This window comes from Microbacterium hydrocarbonoxydans (genome assembly GCF_900105205.1).
Classification (GTDB): Bacteria; Actinomycetota; Actinomycetes; order Actinomycetales; family Microbacteriaceae; genus Microbacterium; species Microbacterium hydrocarbonoxydans.
Genome location: NZ_FNSQ01000005.1, coordinates 610,554 through 630,440, shown reverse-complemented (window position 1 = coordinate 630,440; position 19,887 = coordinate 610,554). Strand labels below are relative to the sequence as shown.

General features: G+C 69.3%; 17 protein-coding genes and 1 riboswitch. Of the genes, 3 read left to right on the top strand and 14 right to left on the bottom strand.

Going from position 1 to position 19,887, the window contains the following annotated elements:
• Positions 1-4 precede the first annotated feature (4 nt).
• Positions 5-661 (bottom strand): ECF transporter S component, encoded by a 657-nt coding sequence (locus tag BLW44_RS03315; RefSeq protein WP_060926354.1) that lies wholly within the window; start codon positions 659-661, stop codon positions 5-7.
• Positions 655-764, bottom strand: a riboswitch (TPP riboswitch). (Overlaps the previous gene by 7 nt.)
• A gap of 81 nt (positions 765-845) precedes the next feature.
• Between BLW44_RS03315 and BLW44_RS03310 the strand changes: the two genes are divergently transcribed.
• On the top strand, positions 846-2,366 hold the full coding sequence (locus BLW44_RS03310; protein WP_139305232.1) for a D-alanyl-D-alanine carboxypeptidase family protein: 1,521 nt from the start codon (positions 846-848) through the stop codon (positions 2,364-2,366).
• Positions 2,367-2,545: 179 nt separating this feature from the next.
• Here the strand turns inward: BLW44_RS03310 and BLW44_RS03305 are convergent, their stop codons facing one another.
• The 3 genes from BLW44_RS03305 to BLW44_RS03295 all read right to left on the bottom strand — a co-directional run bounded on the left by BLW44_RS03305 (position 2,546) and on the right by BLW44_RS03295 (position 7,802).
• Positions 2,546-4,792, bottom strand: coding sequence for an ABC transporter ATP-binding protein (locus tag BLW44_RS03305; RefSeq protein WP_060926328.1), 2,247 nt, complete (start codon positions 4,790-4,792; stop codon positions 2,546-2,548).
• On the bottom strand, positions 4,789-6,516 hold the full coding sequence (locus BLW44_RS03300) for an ABC transporter ATP-binding protein (RefSeq protein ID WP_060926329.1): 1,728 nt from the start codon (positions 6,514-6,516) through the stop codon (positions 4,789-4,791). The genes BLW44_RS03305 and BLW44_RS03300 overlap by 4 nt, the downstream gene beginning before the upstream one ends.
• Before the next feature lie 224 nt (positions 6,517-6,740).
• A complete protein-coding gene (locus tag BLW44_RS03295; protein ID WP_060926330.1) occupies positions 6,741-7,802 on the bottom strand; it encodes an enoyl-CoA hydratase/isomerase family protein in 1,062 nt (353 codons plus the stop codon).
• Between the two features lie 121 nt (positions 7,803-7,923).
• On the opposite strand from BLW44_RS03295, the gene BLW44_RS18165 reads away from it, so the two are divergent.
• Positions 7,924-9,843, top strand: a complete 1,920-nt coding sequence (locus BLW44_RS18165) for an ATP-binding cassette domain-containing protein (RefSeq protein WP_074731574.1) — start codon at positions 7,924-7,926, stop codon at positions 9,841-9,843.
• Positions 9,844-9,929: 86 nt separating this feature from the next.
• On the opposite strand, the gene BLW44_RS03285 is transcribed toward BLW44_RS18165, so the two are convergent.
• Complete coding sequence (locus tag BLW44_RS03285; RefSeq protein ID WP_060926331.1) at positions 9,930-10,379, bottom strand: hypothetical protein; 450 nt, start codon at positions 10,377-10,379, stop codon at positions 9,930-9,932.
• 145 nt (positions 10,380-10,524) lie between these two features.
• Here BLW44_RS03285 and BLW44_RS03280 point away from each other — a divergent pair, with 145 nt between their 5' ends.
• Positions 10,525-11,955, top strand: coding sequence for an HNH endonuclease signature motif containing protein (locus BLW44_RS03280; protein WP_060926332.1), 1,431 nt, complete (start codon positions 10,525-10,527; stop codon positions 11,953-11,955).
• Between the two features lie 37 nt (positions 11,956-11,992).
• Here the strand turns inward: BLW44_RS03280 and hemL are convergent, their stop codons facing one another.
• The 9 genes from hemL to hemG all read right to left on the bottom strand — a co-directional run bounded on the left by hemL (position 11,993) and on the right by hemG (position 19,886).
• Complete coding sequence (gene hemL, locus BLW44_RS03275; RefSeq protein ID WP_060926333.1) at positions 11,993-13,372, bottom strand: glutamate-1-semialdehyde 2,1-aminomutase; 1,380 nt, start codon at positions 13,370-13,372, stop codon at positions 11,993-11,995.
• A 115-nt stretch (positions 13,373-13,487) separates the two neighbouring features.
• The gene (gene hemB / locus BLW44_RS03270) at positions 13,488-14,465 is read right to left on the bottom strand and encodes a porphobilinogen synthase (RefSeq protein WP_060926334.1); all 978 of its coding nucleotides are present in this window, start codon (positions 14,463-14,465) and stop codon (positions 13,488-13,490) included.
• Positions 14,462-15,253, bottom strand: coding sequence for a uroporphyrinogen-III synthase (locus BLW44_RS03265; RefSeq protein WP_060926335.1), 792 nt, complete (start codon positions 15,251-15,253; stop codon positions 14,462-14,464). The genes hemB and BLW44_RS03265 overlap by 4 nt, the downstream gene beginning before the upstream one ends.
• Positions 15,250-16,266, bottom strand: coding sequence for a hydroxymethylbilane synthase (gene hemC / locus BLW44_RS03260; protein WP_060926336.1), 1,017 nt, complete (start codon positions 16,264-16,266; stop codon positions 15,250-15,252). Before hemC ends, BLW44_RS03265 begins: the two co-directional genes overlap by 4 nt.
• Before the next feature lie 7 nt (positions 16,267-16,273).
• Complete coding sequence (hemQ, locus tag BLW44_RS03255; protein ID WP_060926337.1) at positions 16,274-16,951, bottom strand: hydrogen peroxide-dependent heme synthase; 678 nt, start codon at positions 16,949-16,951, stop codon at positions 16,274-16,276.
• Positions 16,952-17,054: 103 nt separating this feature from the next.
• Positions 17,055-17,336, bottom strand: coding sequence for a hypothetical protein (locus BLW44_RS03250; protein ID WP_082724489.1), 282 nt, complete (start codon positions 17,334-17,336; stop codon positions 17,055-17,057).
• Entirely contained in the window at positions 17,323-17,730 is a 408-nt protein-coding gene (locus BLW44_RS03245) for a phage holin family protein (protein WP_060926338.1), read from the bottom strand. Before BLW44_RS03245 ends, BLW44_RS03250 begins: the two co-directional genes overlap by 14 nt.
• Position 17,731: 1 nt before the next feature.
• Entirely contained in the window at positions 17,732-18,154 is a 423-nt protein-coding gene (locus tag BLW44_RS03240; protein ID WP_060926339.1) for a hypothetical protein, read from the bottom strand.
• 145 nt (positions 18,155-18,299) lie between these two features.
• On the bottom strand, positions 18,300-19,886 hold the full coding sequence (hemG, locus tag BLW44_RS03235; RefSeq protein ID WP_082724490.1) for a protoporphyrinogen oxidase: 1,587 nt from the start codon (positions 19,884-19,886) through the stop codon (positions 18,300-18,302).
• Position 19,887: the final 1 nt, after the last annotated feature.

Here is a 19,887-nt window from a genome sequence, read left to right as displayed (position 1 = left end):
TCGGTCACACCCGTGCAGCGACCTCGCGGCCGGCGGCGAACCGACCGAGTGCGCCCGTGGCCGCGAGTCCGCGAGCGATCAGCCAGGCTCCGAGGCCCGCGATGACCGCGCCGGAGATCGTGGTGGAGGCGATGTAGACAGTGGTGAAGAGAGTGTCAGCGCCCGCGTACCAGAGGATGCGGTCATTGATGCCGCACGCGAGCCCGGCGCCGGCGCCGGCGAGCATCACGACGGGCAGCCGCCAGACGCCGTAGAGGAAGAGCAGGAAGATCAGCTCGGCGCCGAGGCCTTGCACGAGTCCGGACACGATCGTGAGGGGTCCCCACTCGTTGCCCACCAGGGCGGAGATGGTGGCGGCGACGAGCTCGGTGTAGAGCGCGGCACCCGGCTTGCGGATGATGATCGCGCCCAGCACGCCGGCGATGAGCCAGGGGCCGGCCAGCAGGCCCTGCACGCCGGGCAGGAGCGGCTTCAGGATGCTGCTCGGTACCTCGTAGCCGACGTTCCAGAGCAGGAAGATCAACGCGCAGGCGACGGCGATGACGCTCGCGACGACGATGTCGACGACCCGCCAGCGCCAGAGCTCCGGTCGACCGAGCCCTCCGGACGTGACTGCGGTGGGTGCCGATCCCGTGGTGGATCCGGACGTGGATGCACTCATCAGTAGCTCCTCCCTGCGCTGGCATGACCCAGATCAGGTTCGACGGTCGAAGCGCGATTCGCTCCCTCTCAGCCCGGCTCGCCGGACTCCCGTGGTTGTCTTCCGATCTTACCCAGTGGCGACACTCCCGCGCGATCCCGGTGCAGCGCCGCTGATCTCCGACGGGATTCGGTACCGTGAGGAGGTGACCGCTCCCCACTCCGTCGAGGCCGCAGACTCCGAGGCCCCGCTCCCCAGGGATGCCGCGGACGTCCCTGAGCAGACGGATGTCGCGGAGAGCAGTGATGCCATCAAGCCTGCCGATGACACGGATGCCGCAGATTCGCCCGAACCGCAGTGGGCGGAGGAATCGAGCGGCGGCACCCCGCTGACCTGGGTCGACCCGATCGCAGTCGCGCAGCAGACCACTCTCCTTCCACTCGACGAGACTGCGGAGGCGTCGACCGGCGGCGGAGAGCTGCTGAAGGATGCGCATCTGCGACCCGCGATCGCGCGCCCCGGAGTTCTGGTCCCGCTCGGAATGCTCGTCGGGTTCCTCGCGACCTATGCGGGAACGACGATGCTGTGGCCTCTGCACGAGGTGGCACCGACGGTGCAGTCCGTCGAGTTCGAGCCGACCGCGTCGCCGGCAGCCGTCATGACCTGGCCGTCCCAGGGGAGCGCGGCCGTGGGCGTCGGCGGAATCGGCACGAGCTCCTCGTCGCTCGATCCAGCCGTGATCGCGAGCGTGACCAAGGTCGTCTCGAGCATGATGGTGCTCGACCGAATGCCTCTGGCTGTGGGCGAGCAGGGGCCGAGCTTCTCGTTCACGTGGTCCGATTCCGTGGAGTACTGGGACTACCGACGCTCCGATCAGTCGGCCCTCGACGTGCCGGTCGACGGATCGCTCACCGAGTACCAGCTCCTGCAGGGGACGCTCCTGGGTTCGGCCAACAACTACATCGACCGCCTCGCGGAGGAGATCTGGGGATCGCAGTCCGCCTTCGCCGACGCCGCCGCCGAGTGGTTGAGCGACCGCGGACTCGACGGCATCACGATAGCGACCCCCTCCGGTTTCGACGACCGAAACAAGGCCACCCCCGAAGCGCTCGTGGCGCTTGCCGAGGTGGCCATGGAGAATCCCGTCTTCGCAGGGATCGTCAGCACCCCGTCGGTGGATCTGCCCGGTGCGGGAACGGTGCGCAACACGAACGGGATGCTCGCGGATGCCGGCGTCGTCGGGGTGAAGACCGGCACCCTCGGGGACAGCTGGAACCTCCTGACCGCCAAGGACATCACGGTCGACGACACGACCGTGCGGGTCTATGCGGCTGTTCTCGGTCAGGCGGACGACGACCAGCGCCTCGCGCAGACGCGCTCGCTGTTCACCCAGGTTGAGACGGCGCTCGCCGAACAGGCGCCGGCGGTCGCGAAGGGCACAGTGGTCGGCACGGTCACGACGCTCTGGGGAACCACCACCGAGGTGGTGACGGATGCCGATGCCGACGTCGTGCTGTGGAACGGCGCGTTCGCCGAGTCGTCGGCGACCTTCCGTCTGGGAGATAGCCGCGAGGAGGGCGACGAGGTCGGCACACTCACGAGCGTCGGGCCGCTCAACACGATCACCACGTCGCTGTCGCTCGCGGACGACGTCGAAGCCCCGAGCCCGTGGTGGCGCCTCACGCACCCGCTCGAGCTGTTCGGGGTCATCGAACCCGAGGAGTGACCTGCCCAGCCGGTGCTGGTGCCGGTGTTGATTCCGGTGTTGATGCCGGTGCTGGTGCCGGTGCCGGTGCGGTTTGACCGCAGTGCAGAACGCCCCACCCCGGGTCGACCGGGATGGGGCGTCCGACTTCCGTTGCGTCGCCGCGGCGATTCCTGTGACGGTTTCAGCGGCGACGCCGATCAGGCCTGCGGGCCGCCGGCATCCGGTCGTTCGACGACCGACTGCGCGGCGGCGGCCTCGGCCGTCGGGACCTGCGGCCCCACGGATGCGCCGACCTGCGCTGCCGCTGCCTCGTCGTCCGCGTCGCCGCTGACGACCACAGGCGTGGATCCCGTGAGCGCGTCTTCCGCGTCGAGGTCGGTCGCCGCCTGCTCGAACTGCGACTGGTACAGCCGCCAGTAGGCGCCCTGTGCGGCGATGAGCTCGTCGTGCGTGCCCTTCTCGACGATGTCGCCGTGCTCCATCACGAGGATGAGGTCGGCATCGCGGATCGTCGACAGACGGTGCGCGATGACGAAGGAGGTGCGCCCCTGACGCAGCGCTGCCATGGCGTGCTGCAGCAGGACCTCCGTGCGGGTATCCACGGCCGAGGTCGCCTCGTCGAGGATCAGGATCGATGGCTGGGCGACGAACGCGCGCGCGATCGTGATCAGCTGACGCTCGCCTGCCGAGACGTTCGACGCGTCCTCGTCGAGCACCGTGTCGTATCCCTCGGGGAGCGCGTGCACGAAGCGATCGACGTAGGTCGCCTTCGCGGCTTCGAGGATCTCCTCATCGGTCGCTGTGGAGCGGCCGTATCGGATGTTCTCGCGGATGCTGCCGGCGAACAGCCAGGGATCCTGCAGCACCATGCCCGTGCGGGAGCGGAGCTCGTCGCGGGTGATCTGCGAGATGTCCTGACCGTCGAGCAGGATGCGCCCGCCGTTCAGCTCGTAGAACCGCATGATGAGGTTGACGAGGGTCGTCTTGCCCGCACCCGTCGGTCCCACGATGGCGACGGTCTGGCCCGGCTCCACGCGGAAGGACAGGTCGGTGATGAGCGGACGCTCGGGGTTGTAGGAGAACGCGACGTTCTCGAACTCGACGACGCCCTGGCCGTCGACCAGCTTCGGAGCGTCGGGGGCGTCTGCCTCCTGCTCCTCGGTGTCGAGGAGCTCGAAGACCCGCTCGGCCGACGCCGTGCCGGACTGCACGACCGCGGCCATTCCGCCGAGCTCCGACAGAGGCTGAGTGAACTGCTGCGAGTACTGGATGAACGCCTGGACGTCACCGAGCCGCAGCTGCCCGCTGGCCACCATCAGACCGCCGAGCACGGCGATGCCGACGTAGGTGAGGCTTCCGACGAAGGTCATCGCCGGCATGATGATCCCGGAGAGGAACTGCGCCTTGAAGCTCGCCTGGAACAGCTCTTCGTTCTCGTCCTTGAACTTGTCGAGGGCGTCCTGCTCGCGGCCGAAGACCTTGACCAGTGCGTGACCGGAGAAGGCCTCCTCGACGCGGGCGTTCAGACGACCGACCTTGCGCCACTGCGTGCCGAAGGCCTTCTGCGACCGCGGGCCGATGACGCCGAAGATCACACCCATGAGCGGAAGAGCCACGAGCGCGACGAGGGCCAGCTGCCAGGAGATCGAGAACATCAGCACGAGCACGCCGACGACCGTCAGGACGGCCGTGATGGCGCCCGACAGCGACTGCTGCATCGTCTGCGTGATGTTGTCGATGTCGTTGGTGACGCGGGAGATGAGGTCACCGCGCTGCACCTTGTCGAAGTACGACAGCGGCAGTCGGTTGATCTTCGCCTCGACCTGCTCGCGCAGCCGCCACATGGTGCGAACCATGATGACGTTGATGACGTAGCCCTGGATCCAGCTCAGGAACGCGGCTGTGACGTAGATGGCCAGCACCGCGATGATGACCCACCGCAGCGCCTCGAAGTCGACGCCGTCGCCGACCCGGAAGTTCCCGAGAGCCGAGACCTGGTTGGCGAAGTCGTCCTGGCCGCCCTGGCGGAGGGCCGACACCACGTCGTCCTTCGACGTGCCGTCGGGGAACCCGGGGAAGTCCCCGTTCGGCTGTCCGAGCTGCACCGAGATGAAGCCCTTGTAGATGAGGTTCGTGGCCTCGCCGAGCACCTTCGGTGCCGCGACGGTGAGCACGACGCCGACGGCTCCGGCGATCGACACGAGGATGAACCACACAGCCGACGGCTTGAGCAGTCCGATCATGCGGCTGAAGCTCTTGCCGAAGTTGTCGGCCTTGCCCGGTGCGACGCTGTCCCAGCCGCCGCCGTTCTGCCGAGCCTTCTCGGCGAGCTCTGCCTCGTACTTCTCCTCGTCGGTCATCTCGGGCTCGACGGTCGTGGTGCCGGCGGCGTTCTGTCCTGCTGCCCGCTCGCGGCGTGCTTTGCGCGTGTCCTGCTCGCTCATGCGTCCACCCCCAGCTGCGATTCGACGATCTCTCGATAGGTCGTGCTCGTCTCGAGGAGCTCCTCGTGCGTGCCGACACCGACCATGGTGCCTCCTTCGAGGACGACGATGCGATCAGCATCCGTGATGGACGAGACGCGCTGCGCGACGACGATCTTGGTCACGTGCGGCAACTCCCGCCACAGCGCCTGCCTCAGGCGGGCATCCGTGGTGAGGTCGAGCGCTGAGAACGAGTCGTCGAACACGAGGATCTGCGGCTGCCGCACGATCGCGCGTGCGATGGCGAGACGCTGGCGCTGACCGCCCGAGACGTTGGTGCCGCCCTGGGTGATGCGGGACTCCAGGCCCTCGGGCATCTCCTCGACGAAGTCTCGGCCCTGCGCGATCTCGAGCGCGTGCCAGAGCTCTTCGTCCGTCGCGTCCTCGCGGCCGTACCTCAGGTTCGACGCAACGGTGCCGGTGAACAGGAAGGGGCGCTGGGGCACGAGACCGATCGTCGCCCACAGGGCTTCGACGTCCGCCGCGCGGACGTCTGTGCCGCCGACGAAGACCGCACCGCCCGAGGCGTCGAAGAGCCGCGGGATCAGCGAGACGAGCGTCGTCTTGCCTGCACCGGTCGACCCGACGATCGCGACCGTCTCGCCCGGCTCGGCGGCGAAGCTGATGCCCGTGAGCACCGGTGAATCGGCGCCGGGGTAGGTGAACTCGACGCCATCGAAGGCGACGGAGCCCGGGGTCGGGAAGTCGGTCACGCCGTTCTCCGGGCGCTCCATGCTGGACTCCGCGTCGAGGACCTCGCCGATGCGCTCAGCGGAGACCGCGGCACGCGGGATCATGATCGCCATGAAGCTCGCCATGATGACACCGCCCATGATCTGACCGATGTACTGCATGAAGGCGAAGATCGTGCCGACCTGGACCGTGCCGCTGTTGACCTCGATGCCACCGAACCAGACCACGGCCACGATCGTGACGTTGAGGATCAGCATGAACAGCGGGAAGAGGAGCACGAAGAGCGAGCCGACCTTGCGGCCGACCACCATGATGTCGGTGTTGGCGCCGCGGAAGCGCTCTTCTTCGATGCGCTCGCGCACGAAGGCGCGAACGACGCGCACTCCGGTGAGCTGCTCGCGCATGACCCTGTTGACGGTGTCGAGCTTGCCCTGGTAGCTGCGGAACAGCGGCACCATGCGGCTCACGACGAGCCCGGCGACGATCAGCAGCAGCGGCACCGAGACGGCGATCAGCCAGCTCAGGCCGATATTGGTCTGGACGGCGAAGATGATGCCGCCGATCGCGAGCAGCGGGGCGGTGACGAGCATCGTGGCGCCCATCATCGCGAGCATCTGCACCTGCTGCACGTCGTTGGTGTTGCGCGTGATCAGCGAGCCGGCGCCGAACTGCGAGACCTCGCGCTCGGAGAAGCCGCTCACCTTGCCGAACACGTCGGCGCGGATGTCACGGCCGGCCCCCATGGAGGCACGCGCGGCGAAGTAGGTGGCGATGACCGAGGCGATGATCTGGCCGAGGGACACGGCGAGCATGAGCAGGCCGGTGCGCCAGATGTAGTCGGTGTCGGACTGTGCGACGCCCTTGTTGATGATGTCTTCGTTCAGGCGCGGCAAGTAGAGGGTCGCGATCGCGCTGGCGAACTGGAACACCAGCACGGCCACGAGCAACCACTTATAGCGGGCGAGATAGCGGACGAGGATTTTTCCCAGCACAGGCGGACTTTCTAGGAAGGATGAAGTGGCAGGTCTCTCGGCGGGCGGACGCAGGCCGACGATCGCGCACATGCAAGAGTGCCATGAACCGACGACATTCGTATCCCCCTGCGGGTGGACCTTCGCTCACAGCGAACCTTTTCGGGCGCGGGCCAGCGGTTTGTGTACCGTGGCAAAGAACTCGCGACGAGGCCCGGCGGCGTGACGCGACGAGCGGATGCGCGTCAGAAGAGCGGATGCTCCGGCACGTACTCCCTGGCCCCGGCGCCGGCATCGGCGGGGAGGTCGTCGATCGTCGCAGGGTCCCACCGCGGATTGCGGTCCTTGTCGATCAGCTGCGCCCTGATCCCCTCGACGAGGTCGGGATGCTGCGTCACGAACCACATCACCCGCCGGTACTCGCCCTCGAGGGCGGCACGGAGGCCGGGCAGAGCCCGCGCCTCGCGCACGGCATCCAGCGTCACCGCGAGCGCCGTCGGCGCCAGGCCTTCGAGCAGATCGGCGGTCGCGTCGGCGTCCGCCGCCCCATGCGCCCGGAGGCGCGCCACGATCTCGGCGACCGAGTCGGCCGAGAAGGCCTCGTCGATCCACTCCCGGGACGCGGGAAGCGCCGACGGCTCGGGCGTCTCGTCGAACAGCAGCACGATCTCCGACGGACCGGTGGGATCGGCGCGGTAGGCGAGCGCCTCCCGCAGTGCGTCGAGTCGCTCGGAGGGGACGATGTGATCCGCGAAGCCGAGGAACACGGCATCGGCTGCGTTCATCGTCGACCCGGTCAGGCCGAAGTACTCCCCGAACCGGCCCGGAGCGCGGCCGAGCAGCCAGGTGCCTCCGACGTCAGGGGTGAAGCCGATGCGCGTCTCGGGCATCGCGAGCTTCGAGCGCTCGGTGACGATGCGGATGGCGGCGTGCCCGGAGAGGCCGACGCCTCCACCCATGGTGATGCCGTCGGCGATCGTGACGAGCGGCTTCGGATACTCCGCGATCATCGCGTTCAGCGCGTACTCGGCGCGGAAGAACTCCGCCGTCTCGTCCGCGCGTCCCGCCACGATCTGGGCGTGCAGGCCTCGGACGTCACCGCCGGCGCACATGCCGCGCTCCCCTTCGCCGTCGATGAGCACGATCTGCACATCGGTGTCGTCGCGCCATGATTCCAGCGCCTCCGCGATCGACCGGACCATCCCGACATCGAGAGCGTTGATCGCCTCCGGACGGTTGAGAGTGAGTCGACCGAGAGCGCCTTCGGTGCGGATGAGGACCCGTGGGGCGGCGTTGAGTTCGGTCACGCGTGCCAGGCTACCCCGTCGACTGACCCTTGCATCCGAGTGCGTTTGTACGGTAAATGCACGATCCGGCGGCTTTTCCGGCAGGATAGACAGAACTGCCCACTGCAACGAGAGGTCGCAGATGCCCGACGGACAGGTGCTCGAATTCACGCGCGTCACGAAGCGCTTCAACGACGTGACGGCGGTGTCCGACTTCTCCGCGCGCGTCGAACCCGGTGTCGTGACCGCTTTCCTCGGCCCGAACGGCGCCGGCAAGACGACCACGCTGCGCATCCTGCTCGGCCAGGTGCGTGCCACCAGCGGCACCGCGACCATCGGCGGCATCGCTTTCCCTGAGCTGCGCCATCCGCTGCGCACGATCGGCTCGGTGCTCGAGGAGACGGTCTACCGCCCGCGGCGCTCGGCCGCGCGTCAGCTGACGATCGCAGCCAAAGCCAACGGCATCCCTCTGTCCCGCGTCGACGAGGTGCTCTCCCTTGTCGGCCTCGAGCACGAGAGCGAGGGCCGCATCGGCAGCTTCTCTCTCGGCATGCGGCAGCGGCTGAGCGTCGCGCACGCCCTGCTCGGCGACCCCGGCGCGCTCGTGTTCGACGAGCCGGCGAACGGCCTCGATCCCGAGGGCATCCGGTGGATGCGTCTGCTGATGCGCCGACTCGCGGACGAAGGACGCACCGTCCTCGTCTCCTCGCATGTGCTGAGCGAGATCGAGCAGGTCGCCGATCATGTGCTCGTGCTGTCCAAGGGCCATCTGGTTCTCTCCAGCGACATCGAGAAGCTCGCCGATCCGTCGACCGGGGCGGTCGTCGTCGACGCCGCCGATCGCGCAGCGCTCACTGCCGCGCTGTCGGCCGCAGGGCTCGAGGTCGAGGTGCTGCGCTCCGGACTCACCGTGCGCGGAAGCGATGCCGGCACGGTCGGCGCGATCGCGGCATCTGCGGGCATTGCGCTCAGTACCCTGGTGCAGCGTGGACCCACGCTGGAAGACGTCTTCATCGACCTCATGCGCGGCGGGCGGTTCTCCCCCGGCGCCCTGACCTCGGCGGCGCCGACCGTGGCTCCCGAGGCCCTGGCCGCGCCCGTGTCGGCGGGTGTCGGTGCGAGTGTCGCCGAAGCGGAGGCCGCCTCGGATGCCGAAGCGGGCGACGAGGAGGCCGTCTCGGATGCGGACGCGGAGGCCGCCTCGGATGCGGACGCGGAGGCCGTCTCGGATGCGGACGCGGAGGCCGCCTCGGATGCGGACGCGGAGGCCGCCTCGGATGCCGACGCCGAGGCCGTCTCGGACGCCGCCGAGGTGCAGGCGGATGCCGACGCCGACGCTGCCGACGCCGCAGCAGACGTCGAGTACGCCGCGGCCGAGCTCGGATATGCGGCAGACGCCTCGGACGCGAACGACGCCGAGGACGCGGCGGACGTCGTCTCCGAGGCGGCGGACACGCACGTCGAGGACGGTCAGATCGAGGCCGGCGAGGCCTCGGATCCCGCTCCCACCTCGGCCCCCGCACCGACCCCGTCGTTCGACGACATCCTCTTCGGCGCACCCGCAGCGGCAGCGGCCGACGAGGCGGCGGCCGTCGACGAGACGCCGACCGAGGAGGCAGCCCCCGAGGATGCTTCGACCGAGGATGCGTCCGGGGTCGAGTTCTTCGCCGAGCTGCAGGACGCCGACGAGTCATCCCCAGAGTCGGACGTCGACGCCGGCGACGCGGAGACCACGAGCGAAGGCGATCCGGACGACCCTCGTTCTGCTGCCGTCAGCTCGATGCTCGCGGCCGCCGCACGGGCCTACTACGAGGACGAGCCGCGCGACTACCCGCTCGGCGAGAACACCGCCGCCGAGGATGGCGATGCGGACGCCGCGCACTGGTCCGTCGCGAGCACCGGAGTGATCGACCAGGTTCCCGGCGCTGCGGTCGACTCCGCCGATGCCCCGGCCATCGAGCACGGTGAGGGCGAGCACCACGAGCACCACGAGAGTGAGCACCACGAGCACCACGAGGGCGAGCACCACGAGCACCACGAGGGCGAGCACCACCACTCCTGACCGCTCGTCGGACTCTCGATGAGAACGCCCTCCGCGCCATACGGCGGCGGAGGGCGTTCTTCGTCAGGAGCCCGCGGTGGCGGGCGTCACGCCGGGCGCGGTCGGATCACCGGGCGGCGGCTCCCCTTCGACGCGGGGGTGGGCGCCGTGGCGACGATCTCCTCGACGTCGGCGGGCTCATCCGAGACGTCGAGGCGGAGGGCCTGGGTCAGTGCGAGTCCGTGGCGCGTGGTGAGGATCAGACGGCGGTACTGGTCGTCGCCGGCGAGATCGATGACCACGCTGGGCCGACGCCTGCGGATCAGCACGAAGTCGACGCTTCCCGCGGCCTTCCAGGTTCCGGCGGCGAGCACGCCCGGAATGTGCGTCCCGGGGTTCGGCACTCCACGGAGCCAGGTCCATGCGTCGTCGATCAGCTGGACCTTGGTGATGGTGTCCCTGGCGAGACGCAGGTTGTCGCGGTGGAAGCTCGCTGCGCGCTCGATCGGCGAGAGCACGATCTCGAGTTGCGTCTGGTCCAGCAGCAACGTCACCATGCGTCCAGTCTGCCAGCGGCGCTCTCCGAGTTGTCTGTGTCTTGCTCACAGGAAGGCAACGATCCGTTGTCGGGTCCCACTGTTCCGCTCCTCTTCCATACTGATGTTCCGCTCGACATTCGAACAAATATACTAAACTCGGAGCATGCCTTCCACCACCCATGACGACCTCGATGAACGCATCGAGCTGCTCGATTCATGGGTCGAGACCCGTCGGCAGATCGCCTGTCTCGAGGCGGAGGCGTCGAGCCTTCTCGCACGCCGCATGCGCCTCGGCAGAGCCGACGGCGACGAGCACTCGCACCATCGAGACTCCATCTATCGATCGATGATCGCCGAGTACTCCGCGGCTGGCCGGATAGCCCAGGGGAGCATCGAGTACGCGTTCACCGACGCTGCGTTCCTCGAGAAAGGGCACCCGCATGTGCAACAGGCGTTCCGCGCCGGGATCGTCTCGGCGGCCCACGTGCGCGAGATCGTGCGGGCGGCAGGGGTCGTCCACGAGGCTGTCAACAACGGCAGAGCGGATGCCGACGCGCTGCAGCGCTACGACGTCGTCGCCGTGACGGTCGCCGAGAAGGAGACCCCGGCCCGCACGAAGGCGCTTCTCACAGGTGCGGCCGCGGTGCTCGCGGGTTCCACGACCACGGCGCGCCACGCGCGAGCGGCCTCCGAACGCACCGTCAGCGTGCGTCCCGTCGGTGATGGGCTCGCCGTTCTGACGGCCGTGCTTCCCGACTACCTCGCCGCAGCGGTCATCGATCGGCTCACCCAGCTCGCGCGTGCCGTCATCGCGGCGCGCGCAGACCGTGAACCGGTGCTCGAGCCGATGGATGACGGCGACAGCCCCCTCTATCCCGACGACATCGCTCACGACTCGGCCTCCCGCGACGACCATGCGATCTTCGGAGACGGGACGTTCACGACCGATCCCACCACTGATCCCACGACAGGTCCCGCCGCGGGCCCCACTGTCGAGCAGGTCCCGGCCGACACTCGCACGATCGATCAGGTCAGGGCCGATCTGCTGATGGATCTGCTCCTGGCGGCGGAACCGAGTGCGGAGAACGGCTCAGGACTCGACAACATCCGCGGTCGGATCCACGTCACCGTCGCAGCGACGACTCTCAGCGGGTGCGACGACCGTCCGGCCGAACTCGACGGGCACGGGCCACTGCATCCAGACGTCGCCAGAGACCTCGCCGGGCGCATGCCCGGGTGGTCACGGCTGTTCCTCGATCCCACGGGCCTCGTCGTCGAGACCGACAGCTATTCGCCGACCGAGGCGATGCGCAGACACCTCCGCGCCCGAGACCAGCACTGCCGATTCCCCGGATGTCGGATGCCGGTGCACCGGTGTCAGATCGACCACACCTTCGACCACGCCAAAAGCGGCCGGACCGCGATCCACAATCTGGCTCACCTGTGCGCCGGACATCACGCGCTGAAGCATCCCGATATCGCAGACGCACACCGGTGGACGGCCATCCAGCTCCCAGACGGCGCGATCGACTGGACGAGTCCCCTCGGTCGGACCTATCGAGACGACGCCAAGCGACGGGTCATGTTCGTCTGAAGCAGCCAAGTTCTGCGAACCTGGTCGGTGCTTCGGCCTACTGAGCCACATCCTCAGCAGAAGGCGCGGCAGACGCCCCCGCAGAAGCGGCAGCACCGGGCGTGGCAGAAGCCGCAGCGCGCGCTGCAATGGGCAGAGCGGCTTCGATGCGCTGCAGCTCCTCCTCGCCATGCGCGGCGGTGAGGAACCAGGCCTCGAAGACGCTCGGCGGCAGGGCGACGCCCTGCTCCCGCATCGCGTGGAAGAACGCGGCATACCGGAACGACTCCTGATCCTGGGCCTCGGCGTACGTCCGCGGCGCCGTCGCGCGGAACGACGCGCTGAACAGGTTCCCCGCGTGCGCGACCGCGTGAGTCACACCGGCATCGGTGAGAGCCTCGTCGAGGGCGCGGGAAACACGGGCCGCGGCCGCGTCGACCGTGGCGTAGACCTCCGGCGTCGCGAGCCGCAGGGTCGCAAGACCTGCGGCGACCGAGAGCGGATTGCCCGACAGCGTCCCCGCCTGGTAGACGGGTCCCAACGGCGCGAGCAGATCCATGACGTCGGCCCGGCCGCCGAGCGCAGCCAGCGGCATCCCACCTCCGACGACCTTGCCGAAGGTGATGATGTCAGGCAGGTACTCCTCGCCCGCCTCGGCCTGGAGACCCCAGAAGCCGGCCGGATGCACGCGGAAGCCCGTGAGCACCTCGTCGAGGATGAGCAGTGCGCCATGAGCGTGGACGGTGTCGGCGAGCAGACGATTGAAGCCGGGCAGGGGCGGGACGACGCCCATGTTGGCCGCCGCGGCCTCGACGATGACGGCGGCGATGCGCTCACCGTGCTCCGCGAACACGGCAGCGAGAGCATCGGGGTCGTTGTAATCGATCACCAGCGTCTGAGCGGCGATGGGGGCAGGAACGCCGGCCGAGCCCGGAAGCGCCAGCGTTGCGACACCCGAACCCGCCGCGGCGAGCAGCCCGTCGGAGTGCCCGTGGTAGTGGCCCGAGAACTTCACCAGCAGATCGCGGCCTGTCGCGCCGCGCGCGAGGCGGATCGCCGTCATCGTGGCCTCGGTCCCGGTCGACACCAGGCGCACGCGCTCCACGGGCCGCGCCTCGCCGACGCGCACGCGGTCGGCGATCAGGGCCGCGAGCTCGACCTCTCCCTCGGTGGGGGCACCGAACGACAGGCCTCTGGTCGCGGCCTCCTGCACCGCGGCGACGACCTCAGGCTGCGCATGACCGAGCAGCGCAGGACCCCAGGACGCGACGAGGTCGACGTACTCGTTCCCGGCCGCGTCCGTCACCGTCGCACCCGACGCGGACGCGAGGAAACGCGGCGTCCCGCCGACCGAGCCGTATGCGCGCACCGGCGAGTTCACACCGCCGGGGATCACCTCGCGGGCAGCGGAGAACAGGTCGTCATTGCGGTCGGTCACAGCACACTCCTCAACGATGCGCGGAGCTCTCCCGGCATCCCCTCCAGGCTATCCCGCACACCTGAGCACAGGACTCAGATGCCGGGTGCTCTCCGGGCACTCGACCGAGACGAGGTCAGCCGCGCAGCCAGCGTGCGGCTTCGGTCGCCCAGTAGGTGAGGACGACGTCCGCGCCCGCGCGCCGGATCGACAGCAGCGATTCGAGGACCGAGGCACGGCGATCGATCCAGCCGTTGGCAGCGGCGGCCTCGATCATCGCGTACTCGCCGGACACCTGGTAGGCCCACACCGGAATGCTGACGGTATCCCTGACCTCGCGCAGCACGTCGAGGAAGGCCATCGCCGGCTTGACCATGACGATGTCCGCGCCCTCCTCCTCGTCGACGACCGCCTCGCGTACGCCCTCGCGGCGGTTGCCGGGGTCGAGCTGGTACGTGCGGCGATCGCCCGTGAGCTGGGAGTCGACGGCCTCGCGGAACGGGCCGTAGAACGCGCTCGCGTACTTGGCCGCATACGCGAGGAGCAGCGTGTCGGTGAAGCCTTCGGCATCGAGCGCCCGGCGGATCACGGCGACCTGGCCGTCCATCATCCCCGAGAGGCCGAGCAGCTGCGATCCCGCGCGCGCCTGGGCGAGCGCCATCGAGGCGTAGCGCTCCAGGGTGGCGTCGTTGTCGACCGAGCCGTCCGCCGCGAGCACTCCGCAGTGACCGTGGTCGGTGAACTCGTCGAGGCAGAGGTCGGTCTGCACCACGAGGGCATCGCCCACCTCGGCGGCAAGAGCCTCGGTGGCGACGTTGAGGATGCCTTCGGGGTCATCCGCACCCGAGCCCCGGGCGTCACGGACCGCAGGGACGCCGAACAGCATGACGCCGCCGACTCCGGCCTCGGCCGCCTCGGTCGCTGCCGCACGCAGCGAATCCAGCGAGTGCTGCGCGACCCCCGGCATCGACCCGATGGGCAGCGACTCAGTCAGGCCCTCGCGCACGAACATCGGGAGCACCAGCTGCCGCGGCTCCAGCGACGTCTCTCGCACCAGGCCTCGAACCGCCGGAGACTGGCGCAGTCGACGCAGTCTCACCTCGGGGAAGCTCATGGCGCCAGCTCATCCGCCGCGTGCGGAAGGGTGAAGCTCGAGACCGCATCGATCAGCGCGTCGACCGTCTGACGGTCGGCGACGACCGTGATCGGCAGTCCGGCCCTGTCGGCATCCTTCGCCGTGCGGGGTCCGATGGCTGCGAGCAGCGTCTCATCCGGGATCCGCGGGAACTGCTCACGCACCTGCTCGGCGACCGAGCCGCTGGTGATCAGGATCGCGTTGATGCGGCCGTTCTCGACATCGCGTTTGATGCGCTCGGTGACCGGGACGCCGACCGTGCGGTACGCCACCACGCTGTCGACGTCGTGCCCCGCCTCCTGCAGCAGGACGCTGAGCACGGGCTTCGCGATCTCGCTGCGCAGGGCGAGGATGCGCCGGGGTTCCGTCTCGAGGGCGATGAGCTGCTCGGCCATGCCGCCGGCCGAGTTGTCCTCGTCCGGGACCATCGCGACCTCGTAGCCCACGGCCTGCAGCGCGGCGGCTGTCGTCTCGCCGACGGCGGCGATCTTCGTGCGGCGCGGCACGACGGCGCGGTGGGCGAACATCACGTCCACGGTGGTCGCACTCGTGACGGTCAGCCAGTCGTACTCGCCGGCCGCGAGGCGTGCCAGCGCCTGGTCGAGGGCCGCCTGGTCGGTGGTCGCTGCGAAGTTGATCAGCGGCGCGACGACGGGCACCGCACCGCGCGAACGGAGGCTGGCGGCGACACCGTCGCCCCACGGGCCTCCGCGGGGTACGAGGATGCGCCAGCCGTCCAGCGGTCTGTCCTGCTTCGAATTGGTCATGATGAGGAATGCTCTCGGGAGACGAGGTCGGCCGCCCCTTGCTCGAGCAGCCGATGGGCGACAACCAACCCGAGCTCGCGTGCTGCGCGCATCGGGTATGCACCATCGGCAGCATCCGCTCCGTTGCCGCTGCCGTTCCGACGAATATACTCCCTGTTCAGGGGTTCGGTGACGTCGAGGCCGATCCGGCGGTCGCCGTCCGGTGCGTAGACGACCGCCCTGACGCGGATCTCGTCACCCTCCACCTGCGCGTGCGCGGCCATCGGCGCCTGACATCCGGCATCCAGTCCCTCGAGCACACCGCGCTCCACGGTGATGGCGAGGCGAGTGTCCGGGTCGTCGAGGGCTGCGAGTGCGCGGAGCAGCTCCTCCGGAGCATCCGTCGGCGTCTCCACGGCCAGCGACCCTTGCCCTGGTGCGGTCGGCCACTCTGCGAGCCCGAGCTCCTCACGGCGCAGGGGCGAATCCGTGCCGAGGCGCGACAGACCGGCGGCAGCGAGGATGACGGCATCCAGCTCCCCCGTGGCGACCCGCTGCAGCCGAGAATCGACGTTGCCGCGGATGTCGACCACCTCGGCGTGCGGGGCACGGCGCCTGACCTGCGCGATGCGGCGAGGAGAGCCGGTTCCCACCGTGCTGCCCGTTCGCAGCTGGTGCAGGGGCGTGCCTCCCCGCGTGATGACGACATCGCGGGCGTCCTCGCGAACCGGAGTCGCGGCGATCACGAGCCCGTCGGGGATCGCGGTCGGCAGGTCCTTGAGGGAATGCACGAGGAAGTCGCATTCGCCGGCCAGCAGCGCCTCGCGGAGGCGCGTGGCGAAGATCCCCTGACCGCCGATCTCCGACAGCGAGGCGCGATTCGTATCGCCCTCGCTGGTGATCGGGACCAGCTCGACCGCACGCCCCGAGACCTTCTCGAGCGCCGCGGCGACGTGACCGGACTGGGCCTGCGCCAGCGCGCTGCGGCGGGTGCCCAGTCGGATCGGGGTGGACCGGTTGATCGGAGTGCTCATGGTCGACCTACTGCAGCACGTCCGCGATCTCGTCGAACCGGAGGCGGCGTCCCGTGTAGAACGGGACCTCCTCCTTCACGTAGAGACGCGCATCGGTATAGCGGAGGTCGCGCATCAGGTCGACGAGCTCGGTAACCTCGTCGGCCTCGAGCGGCAGGATCCACTCATAGTCGCCGAGTGCGAATGCGGCGACCGTGTTGGCGATGACGCCGGTGAACGCCGCGCCCTTGCGCCCGTGGTCGGCGAGCATCTTGCGGCGCTCCTCCTCCGGAGCGAGGTACCACTCCGGAGTGCGCACGAATGGGTACAGGCACAGCCAGTCCTTCGGCTCGACGCCGCGGAGGAATCCCGGCACGTGCGCGCGGTTGAACTCCGCGTCACGGTGCACGCCCATGACGTTCCACACCGGCAGAAGCGAGCGCAGCAACTCGGTGCGGCGGAGGCGCCGCAGCGCCTTCTGCAGCTCCTCGGCGGTGTCGCCGTGCAACCAGACGAGCAGATCCGCGTCGGCCTTCAGGCCCGAGACGTCGTAGAAGCCGCGGACCGTGACTCCGGAGTCCTCGATGTACGAGACGATCGTCTCGAGTTCCGTGGAGTCGGACTCGGTGACGGGGACATCGGGGTTTCGTCGCCAGACGGCCCAGAGGGTGAAGCCGGACGGGTTCTCTTCGCGCACTTCGGACATGGATCCAGTCTGCCCCCTTTGTGGAGAGCTCGCGAACGGAGTGGGGTTGCGAGAGGTCGGCCTTCGGTCAGCGGGAGAACGCGGTCAGCGGGAGAGCGCGCGGTCAGCGGGAGAGCGCGCGGGCGATCGCCCAGACGGCTCCGCCCACGACGACGGCGATGCCGACAGCGCCGGCGATGGCGGCCGCAGGGTTGCGGTCGGCGAACACCCGGGCCTGAGCGGCAGCGCGCTTGGATGCCTTGTCGATGCGTCGAGGGAAGTTGCCCTTCACCTCGATCGCCGCGAGAGCGGCCTTGAGTTCCGCCCGAGCGGACTCGACGGGGTCCACGATGCCGGCGGGCACCGCCGTCTTGGGCAGCGACCTCGTGATGTCAGAGTTCGTCATCGCCGGCCTCCTTCACGAGTCGGATGTCCTCGCCCACCGCCTGTGCGGGGTTCTTGCGGGCGAGCACCTTGCGGAACTTCAGGATGCCGAGCAGCGCGAACAGCAGCACGGCGAGGATCAGGATGCCGAAGACAGCAAGCGCGGACAGCCACACGGGCCACCACGACGACAGCCCGGCGATCGCGAAGACCAGGATCACCGGTACGGCCCAGAACAGGAAGAAGAGGGCGACCAGGAACCAGACGGACCCGATACCGGCATCCTTCGCCGTCCTCGACACCCACGTCTTCGCAGCGTTGATCTCCGCCTTGACGAGGCTGCTGATCAGCTCGGGGAGGTCGCCGATGAGCGACAGCAGGCTGTCTTCCGCGCGGTCACGATATCCGCGGGGCATGTCAGCTGCCAGACTTCGCGGCGGTCGTGCTCGAAGCGGCGGGCTTCTTGGCTGACGGCTTCTTCGCTGCGTCCGACTTCGCGGCATCTTTGGCCTCGTCGAGAGCGTCCTCGGTCGCGTCGACGATGTCGTCCGCGGCCTTCTTGCCTGCGGCGACGGCGGAGTCCAATCGCTGACCGGCGGTCTTGTCGCCGCCGGATGCCGACTTGACGACCTTCTGCACTCCGGTCCAGATCGCACCGGGGACCGCGGCCGCCTTGTCGCCGACGTAGCCCTTGACCTTGTCGACCTGCTCCTGCACCGGGTCGAGGTTCCAGACCTTGAGCCACTGCGTCTTGATCTGCTCGTAGCGCTCGCGTCCTGCGCGCGTTCCGAGAACGTATCCCACGCCAAGTCCTACGACGAGTCCGATCTTCCCCTTCATGGGGTCTCCTCACGTTGTTCCGGGTGTGAACGCCTGGGGCGAACCGGCGGCTCGGCGCCGCCTGCCAGGTGTCCAGCGTAGCCCCGTATGCCCGATTCGGCATCTACGGCCGCAGAGGGTTGACAGATGGCCGATCTTCGGGTTGTCACTCCCAGAGGAGCTCCCGACGGAGACGGGCGGCCTCGTCCCGCGCGTCTGGGATGACCTGCGCGAGACCCGTGCCCGCGAGCCATGCGCCGACGGCCGCGAGGCCCGGAACGGCCCTGATCGCGGCACGCGCTGCATCGCGGCGTCCGGCGGAGCCGATGATCGAGGCGGGCTGGGACTGCACGTGGCGCGCTCGGTGCGCGGCGATGAGGTCGCGGTCGGCGAGCGGCACCCCCAGCAGTGCGGATGCTTCGCGCAGCGCGAGCCGCGCAGCCTGGTCGTCGTCGAGCGCTGCCGTCGCGGCCGGCTCGCCCTGCGCACCGAACGAGACGCGGACGAGGTGTCGGTCGCCGGCCGCGGCACGCAGCCACTCCCACTTGGCGGTGGAGTGGGTCAGCGCCTTGGCGGTGTGGCTGCCCGGCACAGTCAGCACACCGGTGCCTCGGGGGGCTCCGGTGAGCGCAGAAGGTTCGAGCAGCAGGGTGACGATCTCGATCTCCGGAGCATCGGCCTGCTCCGTCTCCGCGAGAGCCGGAACGACGGATTCGAGCAGCGCCCGCGCCGCGCGTTCCGGCGTCCCGATGACGACACCGTCCGCCGTGTACTCCGTCGCGTCGGCGTCAGCGTCCGGATCGGCAGCCGAGTGAGCATCCGCGCCGGGTTCGACGAGGACGGTCCAGCCATCGCCGTCCCGCGCCACGCTCGTCACGCGTACTCCGGTGCGGACGACACCGCCGAGCTTCTCGATGTCGGCGACCAGGGCGTCGACGAGAACCGTCATCCCGCCGGCGATGCCCTCGACTGCGGCCCCCGGCGCTCGAGCCGGAGTCCCGCCGTCGCCACCGCCGGTCGCCCGAGCCGCGCGGTCCACCGCCTCCTGACGAAGCGCCTGCACTGCTCCGGAGAGCGAGCCGACGCTCGTGAGCGCGGCGTTGAGTCCCGGTGCGGCGACATCGACGTCGACATCCTCTGGTGAGGCCGAGTAGACGCCGGTCGTCACCGGAGCGACGAGGCGATCCCGCACCTTCGCGCCCATGCGCGAGGAGACCAGGGCGCCGAGGCTGCGATTGTGGCCGATCGTGAGCGGCGGACGGATCCGGTCGAGGTACGCGCGCCACACTCCCGACCAGCCGATGATGCGCCGCACGTCCTCCTGGAAGGGATTGCCGGGGATGCCGAGGATGCCGCCGACCGGCAGCGGGGCGGCGCCGACCCCGGGGATCCCCGCGAGCCAGGCGCTCCCGGCCGCGGGGGCGACGATTCGGTCCTCGAGTCCCAGCTCGGCGAGCAGGGCGCGCACGCGGCCGCCCCTCGTGGCATAGCTCTCCGCACCGGCGTCGATCACGATGCCGTCGAGCTCCGCACGGCGGATCGCGCCGCCGACCGCATCCGACTGCTCGAGCACCGTGACGCGCATCCCCACCTTGACGCACTCTCTGGCCGCGATCAGCGCGCCGATGCCGCCGCCGACCACGACGATGTGCTGCTCTGCGGCCCTCGCCGCGAGCGCTGCGGGTTCGGGCCGAGCAGAGCCAGAGGTCCGGTCGGCGGAGGAGCCATCACTGTTCGCGGGGGCTGACGTCATA